Origin of the sequence: Serratia sp. MF1(2023), assembly GCF_030954545.1 — a bacterium.
Taxonomy (GTDB): domain Bacteria; phylum Pseudomonadota; class Gammaproteobacteria; order Enterobacterales; family Enterobacteriaceae; genus Serratia; species Serratia sarumanii.
In genome coordinates this window covers 1-22,166 of the sequence record NZ_JAVHUX010000020.1, presented here as the reverse complement: position 1 = coordinate 22,166, position 22,166 = coordinate 1, and the positions used below count along the sequence as shown (strand labels likewise).

The window sequence follows — 22,166 nt, the reverse complement described above, 5'->3', positions numbered from 1 at the left end:
ATCAATACCTCATAGCCCCACGCATTGAAATGTTTGTTTTTAATCCACTTGATTTGCTCCATTCATGAGAAACCTCTTCAATTACCCATCTAGCCGTGTCAAAACGCCCAAATCCATTAACAGCAATTATCATGCCCGCTCTCAACATTGGATTTCCCATTAGTGAAATACTTCCTGTTAATTCCCTTCTATTTTGATTTCTAAGCATTGATTTAGCTAATTTTTCGGCTTCTGCCAATGATTCTACCCTTCTATTTATTTTTAATATTTTTCCAGTCAGTGGAGCAGAAATATTTTCTGTTTTTTTTGTTGTTGAAGTTGCGGGTATTACCATTCTAGTATTTTGATCTATTTTTTGTGCTGTGCTAGTTGTTGAGCTTGTTCCCTCTAGTGTTCCTGAGTCACCTTCTGTTGCAAATTGATAAGTTAATAAATTCCCACTCTTTGAATCAAGATATTTTACATGGCAAGCGGTATATATATCAGCGCTTGAAGCCCTGAAGTTTCTGCTAATTAAACCATCATATTTATCAGTTATTGTTAATGACACATCTTTTTGATCAAACAAACTATCTTGATATACTATCAATTTACCATGAGATAATTTTACCTGTAATCCTGCATATTCTGCAACTTTCAAAATAAAAGATAAATCAGATTGTTTTTTTTGATCGAATCTTGTGAATATTGGATTATAATCACTTTCAAAAAAAACCTTAAATCCATGTTTTGCCGCTAATTGTTCTATGATAACGGATAGCCGCATATTTTCCCATGCCCGGCTATTAGCTTCACCTCTAATGCTTGATGTTATGCCTACAGATAATGATCCGATAGTAAAAATTGAAGGAGGGCCAGAATCTGATATATCATCAATTTCAAATTGACCGCAATCTATTTCAAATGAATCCCCAGGATAAAACCAATTCTCAACAATTAATTTTGCTGTTAGTTTTGCCCCTCGATCTGGAAACCAACCATTAGACCAAAGCTTTGAGGCATTTTCAAATGTAATGTTTAATTCATCGGATTCACCATGTTTTGATCTTTCAACAAAAGAAAAACTTGTTATTTGCTGAGATACATCCTCAGTAATATCAACACCATCATAAGTTACCTTTAATTTTGTTTTTCTAATTGGCATTTAACTAGTTACCCAAGGTGGAGTTGGTAAATTAGATTCTAATGCTGGGGTTTCAGGAACGGTTAATGTTATCCCAGCAGGAAAGAAAATTAAATTTAAATAATCAGGATTTGCAGATTGCAATATATGTGCTAACTTTTCACTTCCATAAATATCTAATGCCAATACATCCCATGTATCACCCTGTTCAGTTATATATTCCCATTGCATTAAAATACCCCTTTTCTTTTTTGTTGATAAATCCATTCATCCATAAGTCTACTGAAATTATTCATTTCATTTCTCACAGCATCAGATACTTGATCCGATATGGATTTTCCATTATTTTCAGAAGTCACATTAATGTTTACATTAGGAGAAAACGCAGGCATTGTGATATTTACTTCACTATTTCCATCCGAAGAAGAAACTAATTTTTTAAAATCATCATTAATATTTAATCCGCCATTACTCATATTTGTAATTTGCGATGATGTTATATTTTTTATGTTATTGTTTGTGCTTGAGTTTTTGTTATTGGCAATATTTTTTATTACATTGTTTGCATTTGAGGATTGATCATAATTTATGTTTTTGACTGCATTATTGATATTTGATACTTTTGATGAATTTATTTCCCTGGTTACATTTGTGATGTTTGAAGAATTATAAACATTTGAACCTTCATCACCATTATTTGAAATGCTAGTACCCAATGCCCCAGCGGCTTCTTGAAGCAATTCCCGGCCTCTAGCTGGTTTGGTAAGAGGTATTACCATTTCAGGCCCATCTTCACCGATTATAGCGGTTTGAGGGTGAGTGATTAAACCACCATTTGCATATGCTGGAAGATTTGGTAAATCAATGTTATCTGAAGATTTCCCAGTAACCCAATCAGGAAGCCAGCCAGTAACGGATTCGACAATATCACTTTTTATTCTATTCCAATGATTTAATAACCCATTCCCAAAAGATGATATCATTTTTTTACCACTATCAGCCAAATCAATACCTGTTAAATATTTTATCATTTCATTGATTTTTGTTGATACCCATCCAAGCGGATCAAATTTGGAAAATAACTTAATCAATCCATTAATAAAACCATCATCAAAATTAGAAACTATTGAATAGATCGCTTCAGAAAAATAATTTTTCACATTCTCCCAGGTAGACATTAATACCTTAATCGTCTTATTCCATGCATTACTTATAGAATCAGACAACCATTCCCATGTAGAAGAAATTCCTTTAGTTACTGAATCCCAATTCTTATATAAAAAATATCCAGCAGCCACTAAAGCCGCAATTCCAGCCACAATAATTCCAATTGGATTTGCTAATAATGCGGCTGTAAATTTAAACACGGCTGAACTTGCAATAGCTAAAGCCTTTCCTACTCCATAAATTGATTTTGAAAAGGCCCACACCCCAGCAGTAAATTGGAGAATTTTTATTCCTGCGATAGAATAACCAAGATATTTTATTGCCGAATCCCAGCCCCCAATTGATTGCGCGACACCATCAATATAACCCCATGCATTGCTAATATGATTTATTAAAACAGGTAAATAAACGATCAAGTCATTTATTGAATTGCTTATTTTATTTATGGCTTCTGATATTTTTATATTTATTAATTCTCTATTTGAGTTGATCCAATCTCCAAACCTGGAAATTAAAGGTGATAAGACGGGGATTAATTGACGGGAAATTGATGCGGAAACACCTTCTCCAGCTTTTTTTAATTTTGATAATCCTGCGCTGAGTTCTTTTGCTGCCTTTCTATCTGTTTCAGAAAATACAATTCCAAGTCTTTCACCTTCTTTAATAATATCATTGATTCCTGAACTTCCTTTTTCAAGCAATGGAACCATATCAGCGCCAGCTTGACCAAATAAAGCCATCGCCAAATCTGCCTTATATATTCCTTCTGGCATTTTTTTAAATCTATCTGATAGTTCAATCAAAATTTGATCCGTAGATTTTAATTTTCCAGAACTATTTTTTATTGAAACCCCTGCTCTTTCAAATGCCAACTGAGCCGATTTGGTTCCTTGCACCGCCGAACCAATGGTTTTATTTAATTTTCCAGTTAAAGATTCAAAATTTTCTTGAGAAATTCCCGCTGATTTTGCTGCATATGATAAATTACCAAATGCCTGTGCTGAAATTCCAAGCCTTTTTGATGCTTTATCAATTGAATTTTGAGCGGCAGCGCTACTTTTTGCCAGCGCCCAAAATCCAGCAATACCACCAGCAAAAGCACCACCAGTTAATAAAGCTGTTAATTTTCCCAGCGGCTTTGTTATGCCGCTAATATTTTTATTTACGTTTTTAGCTGCTTTCCCAATTCCAGAAATTGAAGCGGCGGCTTTGTTGGCTGCGCCAGGAAGACTACCATCTAATTTACCTTTAAGTTGCCAAACTAAATTCATCATTCTAGACGCGGCCAAATTTTAACCCTCTTCTTTTTTTATTTTTGTTGCAACAATATTTGATGCCTTTACCCAATAATCTAATTTATTTAATGGCATTTCCATAAAATAAGACAAACTAGTATAGGTAAAGCGTGATAGCATTATAGCCATCACGCGAACTTCCATAGCATCAATATAATTTAATTTAGCAAAAAACCCTGCACCATCAAAGTAATTGTAGCGGCGTCTTTAATGCTGAGGCTTCTCAAATCATTGATATTGATTTTTGACGCCCTGGCTGCAATGGCGAGAAGATACGTTTTATTTACTTCATGCGGGCCGGTGATGTTGATCCCACTAGCAATAACTTCAGCTTCTGCACCTTCCATATCATTGCCAGTTAAACCGCCAAAATCCAATGTTAGAGAATTAATTTCTTTGCCATCAATAAGCAAAGGTTTTTTAAGAATTACTTCCTCAATGTCTGCAATTTTAGTTTCATCTTTTTTCTGTGCGTTCATGTTAATTCCTAAATAAAAATAAATTATTCACCAGCAGCTTCACGCGCTGCCGCCATAAGATCAACACCACCAACAGAATAAATCATGTTGTACTTGTCAATCTCGTAAAGTTCTTCACCTGCATATGTTTCTTTCAGATAAGTAACTTCATATTCTAAAGTTCTATCTTGGGTTGAACCAACAGCAAATGAACCCGGCGTTAGATTTTTGGGAATGGCGCGAGTAATAAATTTATGTTGCGCCACGCTATATGACCCAGTGTCTGGGTCTGTTACCTGGATAGCCGCCCATAATTCAATATGGTGCATTTGGTGATTCATCAGATCCTTAAAATCCCGCGTTACTGTGCGGAAATTAAGAGTCATAGCCATTGCTTGAAAAAGCCCCATTACTGGAATATCTACCGCGCCAGCAATTCCCGCTCCAGTAACTTCAGTTGTTAATGCTGATACGGTTGGGAGATCGGCAGAAGCTGTACCTGCCAATTTTACACCATCCAAATAAACATTATATAGGATTGTTGCTTCGTTATGTTTATTAGCCATTATTATTACCTATTAACCAAACAATGATGAGAGATAATCAGGATCATATTCCAATTGGAAGTGAATTTGTTCAGCGGGTGCGGCAGTTCCGAGGAATACATGGAATGTAATTTTACCATCCATTAAATCCGTTGTGCTATTTTCCGCTTCATTAAATTCAATTCTACCCCCCAGGATATAACCCGCCGAGGTCATACTATTTAATGAAATTTGCTCGCTATTCAAAATGGTTTGAATTAATCGGCGGTTTGTGGCTGCATCGATTTTTTGCCACCATGTCAAAATCAAATTATTACCATACCACCCAAACATTCTTCGGTTTGTAATAAATGTATCTTTTACGTCGGTAACATCAGGATAGCAAGCCATCCGGTTGCCCCACAACTTCCAGCCGCCGACAAAATTAATTGCTGTCGCAATGCCATTCGAATTTAGATAATTTGCCTGATCCAAATCAAGCCAGATCTCACCATCACCAACTGTTGCGCTTGTCATTTGTAGGGATTTGTTTGATGGGCTAACATATGGAACATCATCATTAGCTGTATCCGTACTGGCAATCAATCCGGCAGCTTGTGTAGCCATACGCATCACGCGATCATCAAAAACGATTCTAGGCCAGCACAAATATAGATCTTCTTGAACCAAATTATTTTTATTTTTATAATCAGGAACATCACTATATTGTGTTAGGTTTTCAATCGGCAAATCAGCCAATGCAATGCCACGGAATACAGTATTAATACTACCGGCTTTTGTTGCCATAATCGCCGCCACACTTGGATATTGACTAAACCCAGGAGCAATGATAATTGATGGAACGAGACGAAATTGAGGGAATACACGATCAATTAATTGTAATCCAGTAGTTAATCCTGTCTCAAGATCAACCCCGCCGATAGCATCAGTTGATTCAACATTTTCAGGGTTTGCATAAGTATAGCTTACCGTAATAATCCCGCTTTGTGGAAGCATACCATCATTAGCGATTAGCAATTGTCCGGCCGCGCTGGACAATGAAAAATCTACACCAATTTCAGCTTCTTCAGTTTGAAATTGAACACTGTCAATTTGAATTACATCAGTAAATTCAAGCTGAGCAACGCCAGCAACAATAGTAACTTGTTCATCCAAAACGGCTGTTTTATGCTTTTCAGGATCAAACAAATTAATAAAGATTACCGGGGATGATGTGAATAATACGAAATGACTATAAGCCGCTTCAGATAATCCCCATTGTTCAAAGTCGTCCGTTTGCTGCACTCCAAGAGCCGCCACGGCCTCAGAATAGTTATAGCATAGTGCAAGGCTACCTACTTTCGCGGAGCCGTCCTGGCCGCTTAGGCGATGAATTGGGGCGCATCCCACGGCAACCATAATAGCGGCATCGCTTTGGGTTGGGGAAATTAATGAAGTTGGAATTTGAGAGGATTTAACCCCATGAAAAAAAGCCATAGTTTAACCCTTTTTATTTTTCAATGATTCAGCATAAACACGAGCATAACAATTTGAAATATGCGTATCACCTTTATTTAGATCCAGCCTGGCTTTTGCCACTCCATCTACAGAAACAAACAAAGATGAAAAATAGGAATCACTTTCAATTTTTTTAGTGATTTGTTCTGGTAATTTACCTTTGAAGATAGTTCCATGCGTCAACATGATACTAGAATTTGAAATATTTGGCCCCATATAAACCAATTGTTTCATTTTTTTACCTCTACAATTATTTGTGGTGGGAATGTTTCTAATATTGGTTTTTCTGGAACAATAACAGTTCTTTCAAAAGGAGCTTCTATTACCATTTGAAAAAACGGCCCTTGTTCTTGCATTCCTGCTTCATATGCTCCGTGGGCGCGTGTAGCTCCAATTGCCCATTTTAACTCCCCTGTTCGTTTAAATCTGTTATCAGCCCAAAAGCGCTTTGATGCCAAAATCATTAATAAACGATCATTTAAATTCATTACATCCTGTACACCATGCTCATATAATTCACGGCTTTCACGGCTATAAATCCCACATACTATAGCAACATTTATTTCATAATCCGCTTGCTTTTCTCCATCTAAAGAACCATCCAGCGGGCGAATTAAAATAAATGGAAAATCAGATTCTATTTCATTTTGCATATTACTATTGCGCGGTGGTAATTGCCCAATAGATATTTTCGGGTTGGAATATTTTTCTATTAAATCTTCTGATTCTGACATTCTACCATTTACTAAGTTAGATTGTCGCAAAGTCCAGTTAGATAATCCACTATTAAATTCATTTTTTATATCATCTAATAATAAAAAGGAATCCATTATTTCAATCCTTGTTTTTTAAGAAACCTATCAGCTTGCTGATCAAATCGTTTATTAAATCTTTCTTCTGCTTTTTTCATTACTTCATTTTCTATTTCTTCTCTATGGGCAATTTGTGGCATTGATGGGCCAAACATTTCTATGATTGGCTCTCTACCTTTTTTATTTTTTTTGCTTATTTGCCTTTGAAACATACCAATATGATTGCTTGGCATTTTCCCAATAAAAGCATGTTTGAATTGTATTTTGCTTTTACCAACCCTAATCCTAACGCCGCCCTTCGTTCTTCCTGTCATTGGTGAAGAAGGTTTAGGAGCAAATTGATATAATGGAATTGTTTTACCGGATATGACAACAGACGCCCCAAGAGCATCTTGTTTTTTATTTGCTTGGTATAATCTGAAAGATTTAAAAACTATTGGTCGCTTTAATCCACTTTCTTTAACAATTAATCTGGTTCCATCTGTTCTCATCCCGGTTATTGTTCGGTTTAATGCATCTATTTGTACTTTATCTGCATTTTCTCCTAACTTATTTAATATTTTATCTGAAACCCCCAATTTTTTAGCATCTATTTTTAATTTTATCATGCTATTTTATCCCGAGTTTCTTTCTAATGTTACAATCAAAAATCCTGGGGGGTTTCTAACATCACGAACTAACCACCTTTCACCATCAATGAAAACTTGTTCATATGGTAATGGATTTCTATCTAAATCGTTATCACCAAAAACTAACCGTCGCATTTCTAAATCTGAACCAATGGCGTATTGTGTTTCGACAATAGCCGTGGCATCTTCTGCCACGGCTAAATCATTGCCGTTCCACTTAATAATTTTGCCAAATTCATCTTGATTAAGAAATACATCGGAAATATCACGGCGCACTTGATCAAGGAATCGGCTCATTATTAATCCTGTTCGCGCAGGCGTTTTACACGCGCGGTTAATGCTTTATTGCTAATGCTAGATGGGAAATCAATACCGGCAGCAGTCAATTCAGCTTCCAATTCTTCCCGTGTCATGCTTTCAGGATCGGCAGGCTCAAGGAATTCATCAAGATTAACTTCTTCTTCCTCTTCTTCCTCTTCCTCTTCCTCTTCTTCTTTTTTATTTTTCCCATCTACATTATCCAAATCTTTTCCTTTTTCATTTTCCAGATTTGGATTTTTATTATTTAATTCTTCTTCATGCGCTTCACTTTCTTCTTCATAACCAGGGACGCTAATCGCTACCCCCAGCCGTTTCAAGCGTTCGGCTTGTTTTTTGGTTAATGATAATTCTGTACCGGCTTTATATTTAATTCCATCATGCCGAACAGGATGAATCAATAAAACATCCATTTTAGCCCCCGTTAAATTTAATCAGACAATACGCGAGCTACAGTAAAAGCATCGACCTGATAAGGATTAGGCATTGGTGCGGATTCCAATTGCAGCCAACGCGCCGAACCATTATTTTCAGTCCATGACAAAGGGAAACGGGGCATAGAACCCAATGCATACATGTTTTGAATCAAACCATATTGCATTAAACACCCTGCTCGGGTTGAACCCAAGAAAATAGCATCATCAGGGATCAATGGTTCCTCTTCACCTGTCAATGGGTTTAGCCATAATTCATCATATGTATAAAGATCAATGTTTGAAGGGGCAAGACGACCATGCCAGGTAACACCATCTTCTTCTTCTGCAATAGCTCCAGATTGAACCGGCCCCATTGCCCCCATAAAGAAGTTTCGGATATCAAGACGTTCTTTTACTTTTTCATTATCAAGAACAGCCCAGGAAACATTTTTACCCATGATTGCAATATCAGGTTTCAAACCACAACGGGCAACCGTAGCCCTTGACCAATTATCAAGATCACGCATAGGATCGCCGCCTGAATCCCAAGTATCAGAACCGGAAAGAGTAATCAAATGACGATCTTGTTCATAACCAAAATCAACTTCAAAATCTAATCCTTCACCAAGAACATGAACTTTACCATTAAATAAAGCTTGCGCAGCCATTACTTCTTCACGCCGAGTTAGACGATCATCAAGTTCACTTAGATCTTCCCCAAGGATTCGCGCGGCTCGCTGTTGTGGTGTCAATGGCGTACTATAATCTTCACCGAATGCCCGCGAAACAGTATCTCCTGGGCGCATTGGGATTAGTTCTTTAGTATAAGCTGGGTGAACAGTATTAGTTGTAAATCCAGCCCGCTCGACAACTTTACCATTATGAAGAGGGTGAACGATTGCGGCTACAGTTCGTTTACCTTTTCGGATATCTAAATCAACCGTTTTTGTATCATGCGTTTTGATATTTTTGAAAAAAGTTTTCATTAAAAATCGGCGTGGTGATGCTGCCTGGTGCAAAGCCGCTACAAGCATACGAGGTTGATACAGATCAACTTTATTGTCAGCCATATTTTTTTATTCCTTATTCTGGCAATTGTGAAACAGGGAGGAAGAACAAACCAACACCACGCGCAGTAGATGCATGAGTTTCCCAGGTATCCGATCCGCCAAATGTAAGCGCAGTTCGATTAAATTCTCCAGTGGCATAACCTACACCAACAGCAGTTGATTCAGTGGCATCAACTTCATCAGCCAGTACAGAATCGGGTATTGACAATGAACCTTCTGCGCCACTATCAACTAATGTTGATTCGCCTGCTGAATTCAAGGCCAATACAGAACCCGCCGGATAAATGCGGCCAGCAGCCAAAGTTACACTTTTGGTGCTGCGATACATTTCACCGGCAAAAATATTTACAAATTTAAATTGCCCGATCTGAGTTGTCATACTTTTTTAACTCCAGTTTTATTGGATGCGCCAAATTTAACATGTTCCAATAGTGCTTTTTCTGCCAATGCTTGATTGGATGCAGAACCGCCAGCGCCACCACTCAAAGGAGGTGAATTAAATTGCGCATCATGGCGATAATCATTTAATCGCTGTTCATTTCGTTTTTTTTCTGCTCTTAGAATAGAACGGGATGTTGCACCAATAGTTTTAGGGCTTGAATATTTTGCTGCCTGAATGATTGATTCACGTCCAGCGGCTTCTAACCCTTCGATACTTTCAATTCTACGGCGTTCACGGCGAGCACCACGGCGCAAAATCGCTTTATATAAATTTGGTTGAGATTTTGCCAATTGATTTACACGACGATGAATAGCGGTTGTTTCTCGATCTTCATCCTCTTCCGCATCTTCTTCTTCTTCTTCATCTTCAATTGGTTCAAAATCTTCTTCTTCATCCAGGGCTTCATTATTATTTTCTTCTTCCTGGCGGCGCTCCTCTTCCTCTTCCTGGCGCAAACGCTCTTCTTCAAGTTCTTCCGGCGTCAATTCTTCAGTTGGATCTAATTCTTGCGCTGATTTTGATGCATTTCGGCGCAAATTATTTTTTTTACTTCCAAAACGTTTAAAACCTGCCATTGTTGGATCTCCTGTTTTATTAATGGCTACATTATTTTCTGATTCAGATAATAATGCTACAACATCGCGTAAATTATTTAATTCATCAGCTAATCCTACATCAATTGCAGAATCAGCTAAAAGAGTTCCACCTTGACCAAAATCAGATAAAACCTTTTCAGTAGATACACCACGGAATAATGCAATATCGCTGATAAAAATATCTGCTAATCCATCAAGTTCTTTTTGAAGAGTAGCACGACCTTCATCACTATTTAATGACTGGCGTTTGTTTGGTGTTTGTGATGAAACAACCTCATATTCTACCAAACCGGCTTTTTCTTTTGCTGCTGTATCATCAGTCCAGGCCGCTACAATACCAAGGCAACCCAATGAAGAAACACGATCGGTAAAAATATATGATGTTGCTGAAGCCAACCAATATGCAGCACTTGCGGCACTGCCAGAAACATATGAAACAATAGGCTTTATATCGCGTGATTTATAAATATGATGCGCTAATTCATGAGTCCCTGTCACCTGACCGCCAGGGCTATCAAATCTAAAAACAATCCCCTGTATTGCTGGATCTTCTAATGCTTCATCTAATGCTAATGTTAACGTTTCACAGCTTGTAGCGCCACTAATTTCAGTAAAAATATCAGCCCTTGCGAAAATAGGGCCAGTAACATCAATAATGGCAACGCCTGGTGTTTCTTCTGGAGATAAACCACTAGATTTATATTCTTCTGATAATTCTAAGGCTTGCGCAGGATTACTATATTGACGTTGCGCAATAGAAAATAAAGTTTCAAGCGCTTCAGGTCGAATTGCCCAATGTTGATTTTTCATTGATGCTAACACCCTGGCGCATGGTTTTTTATTCATTTTATTCCTCTTCCTCAGGGTTTGAATTAGTTACCACACCTGGCTGAAAAACTTCAGATCCAAATGTTAAACCATATTTTTTACACAATTCTTTTTCTTGATGTTGAGAAATTACAATTTGTTCAAAATCTTGACCATTCAATTCAGCAGCAGCCATAGAGCGCGTAGTAAATCCACTTTCAACAGCCTTATTTGCCGCTTCAATTTCTTTTGTTGGATCTAATTGCCCTTGGGTTGGCCCTACCCAATTTGCCCGGCTATAAGCAGCTCTGATAGACATTGAATCCATAAAACCAGGCGCGTTAATTCTTCCTGTTAAAACCGCCTCAGTTAAAAACTCTTCATATACCGGACGGCATAACGTTGTGATTAACCAATTCCTTCTAACTTTCCATGATTTCCAAGCTTCTAAAATTGCTGCTCGACTTGCGCTATAACTATTAGTGAATTGCTTCATTAATATTTCATGCGGTATTTCTAAAGCCATTCCGATTTGTTTCATTGTGGCAACAAAAAAAGGATCGAACTGTGCAGAAGGTCGCGTAGCTGCTAATACTGTTGCTTTTTCACCTGGAGCACCTTCTATCCACGTTCCAGACTCCAAATCAGGTCTTGATGATTCTGAAGAATTTAAATTTTCTTCATCGTCATATGTGGCGGCGGCATCAGATGGATCAATATCAGTTTTTTCAATAAAAACAGCCATCATAGCGTTAATCACAGCAGCAGTTAATTCAGCTTGTGAATACTTTGAAATTTGCTGTAATGGCTCTATTACGGGTGCTAAAACAGGCTCTCCGCGAGCTTGATCAATATACTCATGCTCCATAATGTGGAGGATATTTAATCTACCTGTTTTTTCTCCATAATATGGAATTCTTTCCCATGTTGGATTTTCAAAACTTAATTGATCTCCTGGGTGTGGAGTTCTAATGTGAATTGCAACAGGGATTCGATCTTCATTATATTCAATTCCACCAGCGATTTCAAAGGTATCCTCTCTATCATTTGGATTACATACCCTCGCAGCATCAATTAAACGTAATTTTAAATTATATTCCGTTCCTGATCGCTTTACCCACGGCATTAAAACAAAAACATCACCGCTCAATTGTTGGCTGCTATTCGCTAATCTTTGTATTTGTGCAAACGTCATTTTGCGAGAAAAATCACAACTTAATGGATGTTCGGCCCATAATTCAAATTGTCTCTCCGCATTATCAGCCCATTCTCTAGCATCTTCAGATGACAATCCCAAGGCGACGGCATCAGGAGTTGAACGCATTACTAATCCTGATCCTATTACGTTTGCTGCTATTGTTTTAATTGCGCCACGCGCAGCAGGAGCATTACGATATAAATCATGCGATCTGGCGCGCAAAACTTCTACGTTTGGAAGCAATGAACTATTTGATGTTAAATCATTACTATTCCAGTTTTGCATTACTCCATTGTTTTTAACGCCATTATATGATCCACCACCTAATAAAACACCCCGAACCTGATTATTCATTGCCAATCTTGTCCGAGCTTCTGAACGTTTTAACGCCCATGATGGAGAAACAGCACCAATTAATTTATCAATAAATGCCATGTTTTTGCCTTACGAATTATTATTATTAAAATTAACTGTTGTCATTTTTCTAAGCGGGCCTTTTAAACCGATTAATTCTTTTTGAAGCTGTGAACGCCATAAACGCAGATCATTTAAATTTGCTCTAGTTAATGATTGCCCGGCAATGTTATATGATTGAGCGCTCATAATGTTTTCAATTGCGGTATCAACCTGAAGGATCATTGCTCGCAATCTAAGCTTGGGGGTTAGACTGGCTGTTTCTAATTTTAATTTATTTTTTACTTCTTCCATATTTTCACCTATAAAAATTATTTTTTTGCCGGAGGATTCCAAGATGGTTGAGGTAATTTATTCTCGCTCTCCACTTTTTTAGGAACTTCTGGCCTCTTTGGCTTTGGAATTTTTGCTAATTGTTCCCACTTTGGATTTAAAATTCTTATTGCTGCCGTTCCATAAACTCTGATATCAAAAGGTTCATTTGGTTTGTCTTTTGGTTTTTCCCATCGCAAAACAGTTTTTCCATTTACACGGCGCTTTACTAATTTTTCATTTGTTAGACCAGAATAATACAATGGATCATAACCGCTGCTTTCATCTTTTGGATAATGGCAAAAACCAGCGCCTGGTTTTTGTATTTTTAAACGATGATAAACTAAAGATTTACCTTTACCAACACCTAACACAAATAAAGCGGCTTTTTCTTTATTATTTCTTGTTGGTTTTGATAATAATGGACGATCAGCAACAGATCCACCCTTAATAGAGAACACTCTTAATTTTTCACGCGCCTTTGTATATTTATAAACAGTATCTGTAAATTTACCCCCTGAATCAACTAATGTTATAGCAATTCGCATTTCACGGCCATCTTCTCTTCTATATATTTGCCGCCTAATTAAATCTAATTGTTCCCACGGCGTAGGGTTTGAAACGTCACGCCCTACTAGCTGTGACATGTCACCATATATGACGCCGTATTTTATACCCCAGGATTCCTCATCAACTCCCCACCCACATACCTCATATTCTATGCGGTCATGCTGGGTATCTGCTGCTAATGTCAACATCAATACATCATTTGGAACTTCACCGTTATAATATTCCTTTCTTTTCTCAAAATATTCAGCGGCTAAAGCTTCTCCTGTTTCTTCCCACGGCAAGCCCAATATTGTATTGGTGAAAACCTTCATTTCTTCCGGCTTACCTTCAGCGGCTTCAAACGCTCTTACTACATCAGCCCACGGCATCCAGCCAGCAGGGGAATATAAAGAAGATAAATGAAATCCAGCCCGCCAATGCTTTGGATTTTCAGCAATCCATACACCATTTGATAGCATTGTTCTTTTATGATGTTCTTCCATTAGGCATCCACAATGGATGCATACCATAGCCGCGCTGTCAGGCTCACCAGGCGTCCAAGTCATGCTTTCAAACTCTAAGGCTTGCCTTTCATCACAATGCGGGCAAGGCACCATATAGCGCCGTTTATCGCTATTCTCCCATAGATCCCAAACCCTAGAAATTTCTAAAAGTGTGGGTGTTGAAGAATAATAAATTTTTGCATTTGGGAAGGTGGCTGTACGGCGCAAAGCCAACCCAATAGGATCACCTTCATCACCGGCGGAAATGGGATAACGATCTACTTCATCAAAATAAATAGCACTAATAGGCATAGAGGCCAATGACGCAGGACTATTAGCACCGCTTAAAATTAACGTTCCATTTACAAAATCTTTTTGTAATAACGTATTACCATTATTTTTTTGTAATTTATTATCTAATTTTTTGCACTGCAATAATGATGGGCCTATACGTTGCTTGCTCCACCTCATAGCAGTTAATTCAGTTGGTTGTAATGCCAATAAAGGCCCTGGCTGTTGATCAATTAGATACATAAGCCAATTTGTCCCGGCTTCTGATGCTCCAATTTGAGAACCTTTAGCAAATACTATTTCTCTAGTTGGGCATGATGCCGATAATTCATCCATGATTCCTTTTAAATATGGTGTTCGCGATGTGCGCCAAGGCCCAGGCTCACTACTTCCAGACTGAGGCAGTATTCTAAAAGAATCAGCCCACTCACTAACAGATAGTGTGGAAAGTCTTGAAATACCTTCAATAGAAAGATCAGCAGAAAACAAATTAACGTTCCTCCGGGTCTTCTAATGCTCGCCATTTTTCTAGCACTTCATCAATTAAATTATTCATTTCATCAATTAAATATTGTTTTATTTCATGTTGGTTTGTCATTGCCACCAAATCGGAAGACCATCTTGAGGGGAAAGTATGCAAGGTTGCACACCAAGAGGCGGAAATCATTTTTAATTGTCTTCCTACGGTTTCCTTTTCTATCAATAATCCCCTTGCTTTTTTTGTTTCAATGTCTGCTAATGCAGCCATGCGAGCTTCACGAACAGAACGGCTGCGGCTTAATTTTTTTTGATCATCCAACTTTGAAAAATCAGATCCAAATAAATCTATTAACCATTCATCAAATTCTGTTCCAACTGGAATTACTTCATCATGAACTGGTTTCGCTATTGAGCTTTCTTCAATGGAAGAATTATCTGAATCTATCTTTCTGCTATTTAATATAGCATTTCTTAAGAACGGCCCGGCTTGCTCTGGATCATAAAGCTTGCTGCCTTTTTCACTTTCACCAATTGAAATAATATTTCCGCTTTGAACATGTCTAGTTACCGTGGATCGATTCACATCAAACATTCTTGATAATTCTGCTGCGGTTTTTCCGTCTATTTTTTTTGGTCTAGCCATATTTTTTTACCTGCGTGTTGCGCTATATGTTGCGTATGTTTTTTTTGAATATATTTTTGCAATATTTATTCTGCGCAACAATAATATTATTTTGTGAATGATTTAGTTATAACCCAGGAATGACGCGGGTTTCAATATAATATTTGTGTGTTATGTGTTGCATTGATTTGCATTATGCAACAGATCAAAAAATAATCTTTTATATCAGCCAGCCCGCGCCACGCCTGGATTTTATATAGTCCGTGTTGCTGTCATTGTTGCTCTGATATTATTTTCAGAATATATATAAAAAATGGGACTCGCTAGCGCCCCGCAGTTACCCACCCCGCCGGGAGAACCTATGCCGGGGGTATCCCTTTACAATCAATGACTTACATAATAATGTATAAAAAATAACCTTCATTGCTTTTTGTTTGAACAGTTCCAAAACGAACAAAACCGCTTGAGAGCGGTTTATATGAGAATGATTTGATTCGAAATTATTTTTTATAAATTGATATCGGCGGATTCAAGAAGATGATAAATGTTTATCAAGTTAACATTACGTTTGATGTAATGCTTAGCCTGATATTCATATCTGAAATATTTTTCTACTTTGTTATTTTTAATTGTTGCAAATCTATAGCCGTTAGATATCAGTTTATGAATCTTTTCATTTCTCTTGACAGTACCGCTTTTTCTATACATTGCATTGGCTAACATGGTTAGAAGATTGGACTAAGACACTATCCCTACCTCATCAGACCAGCCATAAGAATTTTTTTATTGTGTGATTGGCATCACTTTAAATAAACAATTGATTTACATGTGTGATTATGAATTTACATATGATTGCCGTCTCTCCGGCTGTCACGTCCATCTTCTGCGCCGTCTGACGTTTCCGGCTGTGAGGGGAGACTCTACCCCGCATTATCGTTTTTGATACATTTCATGCGCTAACCTATAGATTAAGGCTACCTATTCGCTAACATGAAAGAACGGCGACGATCGGCGCTTATTTATTTTTTGAACTTTTCTAACTTTCCCACCAGCTTAGGGAACAACCCGATACCAAAAAAATTAAAACTTTTTATTGTCCCAATCATTGGGAAATATTCGCCAGGCTTTAAATCATTAACACTACAAACAGGAAGATAAGCCTCAATCACTTCATCATAATCAAATAATACTTTTTCTTCGATGAAGCGAGGAAGGATTATATCTAATAATTTATTCATTTCCTTCCCCATTTTTAACTATTCGTGATGAACCATAATCACATGCGGTTGTAGTGGCGATTTATTCCCAAATGATTCTTCCAATTGTTGGAAAAAATAAAGATTTGAATGATTGGCGCAGGTATCTAGAGCACAAGTGCAAATGATCTTTTCTTCACCTTTGATGCCACCAGCGGGAGATTGATTATTTTTTTCAGTTTTATTAATTTCTTCTTGAGGCTTGACCGCTGATAGTTCGGTTTCATCTACCCAACGTTCCTCGGCGCGTCCGTCAGCAGTTTTATAAATCAATAGATACTGATTTGGTGAATAAATAAATTCCGCGCGTCCTTTGATTTTCCCGCACTCACCGGAAACGGTAATAGCAACGTCTTGACCAAAGCTATAAATAAACATTTCATATCCTCAGTTAAATTTATTTTTATTAAACGGACTTTGACAGGGTTGATCTTTTGATTTCATGTTCTTCAAATGTACGCTCCATTGCCTGACCATTGGCAGACAGATAACGAACAAGATAAGTATTATCCCCTCGCAAATGTTGGGTTGCTGCTTCTACACGCCCATGCTCACCGCTAATTTTAACTTCCACCAATGCGCCAGGGAAAAAAATTAGTGTTTTCATTTCAAAATTTTCTTCATCAAACATTTTTATTCATCCTCAAATGCTGTATGCCAAAAATCGGCGGCGTCTTCATCTTCAATTTCTTCTAATCGCTCCACCAGCTTAGACGGCGTTGGGATTCGCTCTGGTTTATCATCAATCCAGATATCAGGAATCCAACCAAGCTTTTCGCAAAAAGAATTTTTTTGTTCGTGATCAGTGAAAATAATTTCAATTCCGAGGGCTTCAGCGATAGCATCAATATTACCACTCTTGTTATCAGGGTGGCGATAAGTCACGATTTTAATCTCATGACCGTTAATTAATGCTCCGCGAACAAACATACTAAACAAATTAACGTCAGCGGTCAATGTGCAATCAAAATCAATTCCAATCTTCATTACTTTCACTCCATAAAAAGCCCTGGCAAACACCAGGGCAGATAGAAAATTAATTTTTATTTCTCTAATTCGCTTTTGGGCTTCAACTCATAAACCCATTCATGAAGTCGGCGATTGTAATATTTAAATGCCACCAGCTCAATCACCCCATCCTTCACTTCACCGAGCAAATGCAATTTTTTACCGTCATTTGTCTTAACCATAAATTTTGCCCTCTCTTTTCTTTTCCTACATGAACCCCCATGCACTTTTTGATCGCTTCGCTTTCGTGGATACCACTTCCCGCAAAACTCACAATAGTAAAGCTTACTCCCACAACATTTGCAGTATTTAAAACTGAACTTGTCCCGGCTATCCATGACTTTTCCTAAGCCATATTTACTAATCATTCATAATAGTTAATTAATTGTAACGCGGTCAACCAATATAGGAATTTTATTATATGGCTCGAATCGACGACGACGAATTAGACGTCGTTACAAAAGATACAATCGTTAAACACAAGCACAAACATAAACACGGTCATAAACATGACTACAAAATGAAATACGATAAAGGGGCGAAATATATGCACGGTAGCGAAGGCGTAAATATCTTTGCAAGCTCTCCTATGGGTACTGGTGCCGGTATGGGTGGTGGCTATGGGCATGACGGTTTTGGCCTTGGTGGTGGTGGTATCCTTGGTGGCCTGCTTATTGGGGCACTCCTCGGACGTGGTGGCTTTGGTTTCGGCGGTGGCTTTGGCGGTGGTTTCGATGGTTTCCGCCATCATGGCGTTGACGGTTGCTGTGAAGCTCGTCGCTGTGCTACGCCTGATGATATCTTGGATATCCAGGCGCTTTCGAAATTAGGCGATATTCAGGCTGCTATCCCCCTGGCTGAAGCGCAAACGCAACTTGCGTTGGCTGGCGTTCAAAACAACATTAACCAGCAGACGTTAGAACAAACTATTGCCCTTACTCAAGGTCAAACCGCAATTCAATTGGCGCAGGCTAATACCATGTTCCAATTGGGCCAGCAGATTTGCGGCGTTAATTTCAACGTTGAAAAAACCGGTTGGGCCGTTTCTCAGACGGTTCAGAATGACGGCGAGAAAACCCGCGCCCTGATCGGTTCCATTGACCGCGAAAACCTGAACCGCCAGATCACTGTACTGGCTAATGAAGTAACTGAACTGCGCCACGAACACCGCCGGCGCGACGGTGAAGATGGTATCCGTATCAGTATGAACAATACCTCTAACCAGCTTCAGGGCCAGATCCAGGCGCAAGCACAAGCACAGGCAATCTTTAATGATCGCTGCTTCCGTGAACTGTGCGAAGTGTCTCAGCTGGCTAAAGCCACTAACGCACAAATCAACATCGGTAGCGGTACATTGACCGGCGCGGCGCAGACTGCCAACCCTATCAACACCCGCCTGTAATCACTCCAGCCCCCTGAAAAGGGGGCTTTTTAGAGTTTTTGCGATGCATTTTTTTAAATCGCAGAATATTCATGGTGTGCGCCCTAGTTGGCCAACCTCATTTTTCAGCAGGAAATTCTATGTTTAACCCTTACTTAAACCAATTATCAACAGCCCCTTATCTTCAGCAGCTTGAAGGGCTGAAACAACAGTTGCAAGGGATTCAGCAGCCATATCAGCAACCGTATCAGCAGCCACAATACCAACAGCCTCAATATCAGCAACCATATCAACAACAGCAGCAGATGCCGCAAGCTCAACAACAAACGCAGATCCCGAATTTTCAATTATTAATTCAACAGGAAATTCAGCGGCAATTAGGGGCTTATCAGCAACAGCAAGGATATCAAGGCGCGTTACCTATGTTAGCTCCACCAGCAGCGCCACCAGTGCCACCAGGGGCCGCTATTTTATCCGCTATCGGTGGGGTTATGACTGAGAATGATCAGCGCTGGCTTAGCGCCAATATCGGCGGCTTGCCTGCGTTCTTTAATACGTCAGATGGTAAGGAGTTAGTCAATCTGGCAATCAGCACTTATAAAAAACATTGTGGGATCAATGATGACTGATTTACCTCCTTTTCCTGGCTCTCCGCCTGATGATTCTGAACATGATATTGATCTGGCTGAATTTGCTGTTGATTTTCCTTGCAAGCCAGAAAGTTCACCTTCAACTTATTCTTTCGCTATGGTTCGTGACGGTCAAACTATCATGATCCCTGTCATTGGCACTTATCGCAGTATGATTACCTTTACTGTGGTAGATGGAGCGATAACAGAGCTAATCTTGAGCTAACTCAAGAAACCAAACGCCTTGCATTTTGCAGGGCTTTTTTTTGTCGTTTTTTTATGTGTGATTTGCTATCTTCAGATCCGAAACAAACACAACAAGGAATAGAAATGAAATTTGATAATAATGAAGCGTTTACGATGACTATTGAGTTCTTGAGACTCAAGGGAGGGAAACCAAATGAAGAAAGGTATTTATTAAATTTTATAAATGCTTATAACTTTTTCAATGAAAATCTTCAGTTTGGGGATTCATCAGAAATAATAGAAAAATTAAAAAATAAAATTAAACCAGGCCCGCAAGAATCATTATATCTAAGTGCAAAATCAATCAAGTAAGTAATCAACAAAAAACCCGCTGAAAGGCGGGTTTATCACTTCTAATGCGTGAATCTTCTACTCTTAACCTTTTCTATCAGAGCGGCTATAGATTTATATGAATCAAAATCTTCTTCACTGCAAATCCAAAAAGTGTCTTGATTAAAAAATTCGGCACTGATCACACATTTATCTTTTACTTCCAGAAGAACAAACCCATTAGAAGGTAAGCCACCAGGAATATCACCCTCAATCAAATCATAAAGTTTTAATTTTTCACTCATAAGACAATCTCTTGGTAGATTGGGCATGGTGAAATGTAGACTAGATCTGATTAAAATCAAGTAAAAAAAAGCCCGCATTTGCGGGCAGGATGATTAGCGGTTGGGTTCCCTGGTGTTGTGACCCTGGCGTCTTTTTTGTCGTTTGAGGATGATAGATTTATTTTTTATTATTCACAGAATGAAGCACCATTATAGCTCGGGTGGGGAACGCCCCCTGGATAGCGTCGGGGACAATACTCACTATAATGATGCTTCAATCTGTGCCTTACATGATGATAGTATTTCAAGATAAAAACAAAAGCAACAGATTATTTTAATTCACCTAAATCTTCACATTTTCATCACAATATTACAAAAATATTACACTCCGCATTGATGCAAAAAAAAGCCCCTTTCGGGGCACTTTTAAGATTTTTATTAGAAAATTATTTTACATAAAAGATAAAGTATAAACCCACTAATGAATAGTCCAATTGATGCGAATAACAACATAAAAAATCCCTGAATTAGCAAAATTATAAATCCTGCAAGTATCAGTAAAAATTCTACCAAACAACAAAGCAAGGTGAATAAATTTCTCTCTCCCTTTATTCTATCTGTTAATTCTTCTAGTTTTGTTGTTAACTCATTCATTTTTTCAGTATATTCGTTTATTTCTTCTGCTTTATCATTTTCTTTTTTAAATCCATGTCTTTTAGAAACAGATAGTCCAGTACCAGGCAATCCGGCGCTAGTAGTTACTCCCTTTCCACCAACTGTAACACCGGCTCCTTTTACTCTTGCTGATGCACTAACGCCATTCTTGCCAAGATTAACATATAGTCCATCCCATATTTTAATTCTTTTCCTAAATCTTAATGCCACTTTCATTCCCTTCAATTCTTATGGGTTAAGTTTTTTTATTTTTCCCCATAACCCTCAATGATACAACCAATCGAACGAAATCATCACAAAATCTCCATACTTTCTACATTATTTTATAGCCACTAATTCAGAGTAAAATACTGCAAATGATCAATAATGCGTTATTTAAGCGATGCATTGCGTAGCTGCCCAACCTCATTTTTCAGCAGAATATTCCTATATGCATGTTTTATGCATTGTTTATGCATTTATGTGAATGAAAAGCCAGGCAGGATTTGAATAAAAACACCAATACATTATGTTTACCCTGTTGGATTGAGGATTTAAAGGATTTTAGCGGTGTTTCTCTCGGCTGAAAAACACCACTTTTTAGAATAAAACTCTGTTAATGCTATTTATCACTCTCCGGCGCTGCTGCCAGCATTGCGGCGCGGCAGGCGTTCCAGCCATTCATAAACCCAGGATCGAACACATCAGCATCAGGATCGCGTTTCATTTCCTCTGGCACTGCTGGCGCTGGCAGGGCGGTGATGATTGGCTCGCCAAACCTGTGTTCGCCTTGTGCCTCTTTGACCAAGTGGTCGTTCACTCTTTCCAAATGGCGCACCTTATCTTCAGCCTCCAGCGCCTGGCGCTTCCAGATAGATAAATCCTCCCGCGCTC

Annotated in this window: 30 protein-coding genes and 1 pseudogene; 4 read left to right on the top strand and 27 right to left on the bottom strand. The window is 38.4% G+C overall.

Going from position 1 to position 22,166, the window contains the following annotated elements; all coding sequences use genetic code 11:
* Nucleotide 1 precedes the first annotated feature (1 nt).
* From REA38_RS11710 to REA38_RS11595, 24 genes are all read right to left on the bottom strand, one after another.
* Nucleotides 2-1,144 (bottom strand): contractile injection system protein, VgrG/Pvc8 family, encoded by a 1,143-nt coding sequence (locus REA38_RS11710; protein WP_308885916.1) that lies wholly within the window; start codon nt 1,142-1,144, stop codon nt 2-4.
* Complete coding sequence (locus REA38_RS11705; protein WP_308885915.1) at nt 1,145-1,354, bottom strand: tail protein X; 210 nt, start codon at nt 1,352-1,354, stop codon at nt 1,145-1,147.
* Entirely contained in the window at nt 1,354-3,564 is a 2,211-nt protein-coding gene (locus tag REA38_RS11700; RefSeq protein ID WP_308885914.1) for a hypothetical protein, read from the bottom strand. The genes REA38_RS11705 and REA38_RS11700 overlap by 1 nt, the downstream gene beginning before the upstream one ends.
* 18 nt (nt 3,565-3,582) lie before the next feature.
* Nucleotides 3,583-3,714, bottom strand: coding sequence for a hypothetical protein (locus tag REA38_RS11695; protein ID WP_308885913.1), 132 nt, complete (start codon nt 3,712-3,714; stop codon nt 3,583-3,585).
* A gap of 29 nt (nt 3,715-3,743) precedes the next feature.
* Complete coding sequence (locus tag REA38_RS11690) at nt 3,744-4,064, bottom strand: phage tail assembly protein (protein ID WP_308885912.1); 321 nt, start codon at nt 4,062-4,064, stop codon at nt 3,744-3,746.
* A gap of 23 nt (nt 4,065-4,087) precedes the next feature.
* Nucleotides 4,088-4,609, bottom strand: coding sequence for a phage major tail tube protein (locus REA38_RS11685; protein ID WP_308885911.1), 522 nt, complete (start codon nt 4,607-4,609; stop codon nt 4,088-4,090).
* Nucleotides 4,610-4,621: 12 nt separating this feature from the next.
* Complete coding sequence (locus REA38_RS11680; RefSeq protein WP_308885909.1) at nt 4,622-6,064, bottom strand: phage tail sheath family protein; 1,443 nt, start codon at nt 6,062-6,064, stop codon at nt 4,622-4,624.
* 3 nt (nt 6,065-6,067) lie between these two features.
* On the bottom strand, nt 6,068-6,319 hold the full coding sequence (locus tag REA38_RS11675) for a hypothetical protein (protein WP_308885908.1): 252 nt from the start codon (nt 6,317-6,319) through the stop codon (nt 6,068-6,070).
* A complete protein-coding gene (locus REA38_RS11670; protein WP_308885906.1) occupies nt 6,316-6,915 on the bottom strand; it encodes a hypothetical protein in 600 nt (199 codons plus the stop codon). Before REA38_RS11670 ends, REA38_RS11675 begins: the two co-directional genes overlap by 4 nt.
* On the bottom strand, nt 6,915-7,505 hold the full coding sequence (locus REA38_RS11665; protein ID WP_308885905.1) for a phage tail protein: 591 nt from the start codon (nt 7,503-7,505) through the stop codon (nt 6,915-6,917). Before REA38_RS11665 ends, REA38_RS11670 begins: the two co-directional genes overlap by 1 nt.
* A gap of 6 nt (nt 7,506-7,511) precedes the next feature.
* Nucleotides 7,512-7,823, bottom strand: a complete 312-nt coding sequence (locus REA38_RS11660; RefSeq protein WP_308885904.1) for a hypothetical protein — start codon at nt 7,821-7,823, stop codon at nt 7,512-7,514.
* 2 nt (nt 7,824-7,825) lie between these two features.
* Nucleotides 7,826-8,257 carry a hypothetical protein gene (locus REA38_RS11655; protein WP_308885903.1) on the bottom strand — a complete coding sequence of 144 codons (432 nt, stop codon included), beginning with the start codon at nt 8,255-8,257 and terminating at the stop codon, nt 7,826-7,828.
* Nucleotides 8,258-8,274: 17 nt separating this feature from the next.
* Nucleotides 8,275-9,330 carry a major capsid protein gene (locus REA38_RS11650; protein WP_308885902.1) on the bottom strand — a complete coding sequence of 352 codons (1,056 nt, stop codon included), beginning with the start codon at nt 9,328-9,330 and terminating at the stop codon, nt 8,275-8,277.
* Nucleotides 9,331-9,343: 13 nt separating this feature from the next.
* Entirely contained in the window at nt 9,344-9,709 is a 366-nt protein-coding gene (locus tag REA38_RS11645; RefSeq protein ID WP_308885901.1) for a head decoration protein, read from the bottom strand.
* Nucleotides 9,706-11,214, bottom strand: coding sequence for a S49 family peptidase (locus REA38_RS11640; RefSeq protein WP_308885900.1), 1,509 nt, complete (start codon nt 11,212-11,214; stop codon nt 9,706-9,708). The genes REA38_RS11645 and REA38_RS11640 overlap by 4 nt, the downstream gene beginning before the upstream one ends.
* 1 nt (nt 11,215) lies before the next feature.
* On the bottom strand, nt 11,216-12,808 hold the full coding sequence (locus tag REA38_RS11635; protein ID WP_308885899.1) for a phage portal protein: 1,593 nt from the start codon (nt 12,806-12,808) through the stop codon (nt 11,216-11,218).
* 9 nt (nt 12,809-12,817) lie between these two features.
* Nucleotides 12,818-13,081 (bottom strand): hypothetical protein, encoded by a 264-nt coding sequence (locus REA38_RS11630; RefSeq protein ID WP_308885898.1) that lies wholly within the window; start codon nt 13,079-13,081, stop codon nt 12,818-12,820.
* Nucleotides 13,082-13,098: 17 nt separating this feature from the next.
* Nucleotides 13,099-14,931 (bottom strand): phage terminase large subunit family protein, encoded by a 1,833-nt coding sequence (locus REA38_RS11625; protein WP_308885897.1) that lies wholly within the window; start codon nt 14,929-14,931, stop codon nt 13,099-13,101.
* Between the two features lies 1 nt (nt 14,932).
* Nucleotides 14,933-15,565 (bottom strand): hypothetical protein, encoded by a 633-nt coding sequence (locus REA38_RS11620; protein WP_308885896.1) that lies wholly within the window; start codon nt 15,563-15,565, stop codon nt 14,933-14,935.
* 998 nt (nt 15,566-16,563) lie between these two features.
* Entirely contained in the window at nt 16,564-16,782 is a 219-nt protein-coding gene (locus REA38_RS11615; protein WP_308885895.1) for a hypothetical protein, read from the bottom strand.
* Nucleotides 16,783-16,800: 18 nt separating this feature from the next.
* Nucleotides 16,801-17,178, bottom strand: a complete 378-nt coding sequence (locus tag REA38_RS11610; protein WP_308885894.1) for a hypothetical protein — start codon at nt 17,176-17,178, stop codon at nt 16,801-16,803.
* Between the two features lie 28 nt (nt 17,179-17,206).
* Nucleotides 17,207-17,431 carry a hypothetical protein gene (locus REA38_RS11605; RefSeq protein WP_308885893.1) on the bottom strand — a complete coding sequence of 75 codons (225 nt, stop codon included), beginning with the start codon at nt 17,429-17,431 and terminating at the stop codon, nt 17,207-17,209.
* 2 nt (nt 17,432-17,433) lie between these two features.
* The gene (locus REA38_RS11600) at nt 17,434-17,787 is read right to left on the bottom strand and encodes a hypothetical protein (RefSeq protein WP_308885892.1); all 354 of its coding nucleotides are present in this window, start codon (nt 17,785-17,787) and stop codon (nt 17,434-17,436) included.
* Nucleotides 17,788-17,843: 56 nt separating this feature from the next.
* Nucleotides 17,844-17,990, bottom strand: a complete 147-nt coding sequence (locus REA38_RS11595; protein ID WP_308885891.1) for a hypothetical protein — start codon at nt 17,988-17,990, stop codon at nt 17,844-17,846.
* A 239-nt stretch (nt 17,991-18,229) separates the two neighbouring features.
* Between REA38_RS11595 and REA38_RS11590 the strand changes: the two genes are divergently transcribed.
* From REA38_RS11590 to REA38_RS11575, 4 genes are all read left to right on the top strand, one after another.
* The gene (locus REA38_RS11590) at nt 18,230-19,210 is read left to right on the top strand and encodes a hypothetical protein (protein WP_308885890.1); all 981 of its coding nucleotides are present in this window, start codon (nt 18,230-18,232) and stop codon (nt 19,208-19,210) included.
* A gap of 119 nt (nt 19,211-19,329) precedes the next feature.
* Entirely contained in the window at nt 19,330-19,818 is a 489-nt protein-coding gene (locus tag REA38_RS11585) for a hypothetical protein (protein ID WP_308885889.1), read from the top strand.
* Nucleotides 19,811-20,044: a hypothetical protein gene (locus REA38_RS11580; protein WP_308885888.1), complete on the top strand. Its 234-nt coding sequence runs from the start codon at nt 19,811-19,813 to the stop codon at nt 20,042-20,044. Before REA38_RS11585 ends, REA38_RS11580 begins: the two co-directional genes overlap by 8 nt.
* Nucleotides 20,045-20,148: 104 nt before the next feature.
* Nucleotides 20,149-20,376, top strand: coding sequence for a hypothetical protein (locus REA38_RS11575; protein WP_308885887.1), 228 nt, complete (start codon nt 20,149-20,151; stop codon nt 20,374-20,376).
* A 41-nt stretch (nt 20,377-20,417) separates the two neighbouring features.
* On the opposite strand, the gene REA38_RS11570 is transcribed toward REA38_RS11575, so the two are convergent.
* The 3 genes and pseudogenes from REA38_RS11570 to REA38_RS11560 form a co-directional block, all read right to left on the bottom strand.
* A complete protein-coding gene (locus REA38_RS11570) occupies nt 20,418-20,639 on the bottom strand; it encodes a hypothetical protein (RefSeq protein WP_308885886.1) in 222 nt (73 codons plus the stop codon).
* A gap of 417 nt (nt 20,640-21,056) precedes the next feature.
* A complete protein-coding gene (locus REA38_RS11565) occupies nt 21,057-21,509 on the bottom strand; it encodes a DUF4236 domain-containing protein (protein WP_308885885.1) in 453 nt (150 codons plus the stop codon).
* Between the two features lie 385 nt (nt 21,510-21,894).
* A pseudogene (locus REA38_RS11560) lies at nt 21,895-22,166 on the bottom strand (hypothetical protein); the annotation flags it as partial.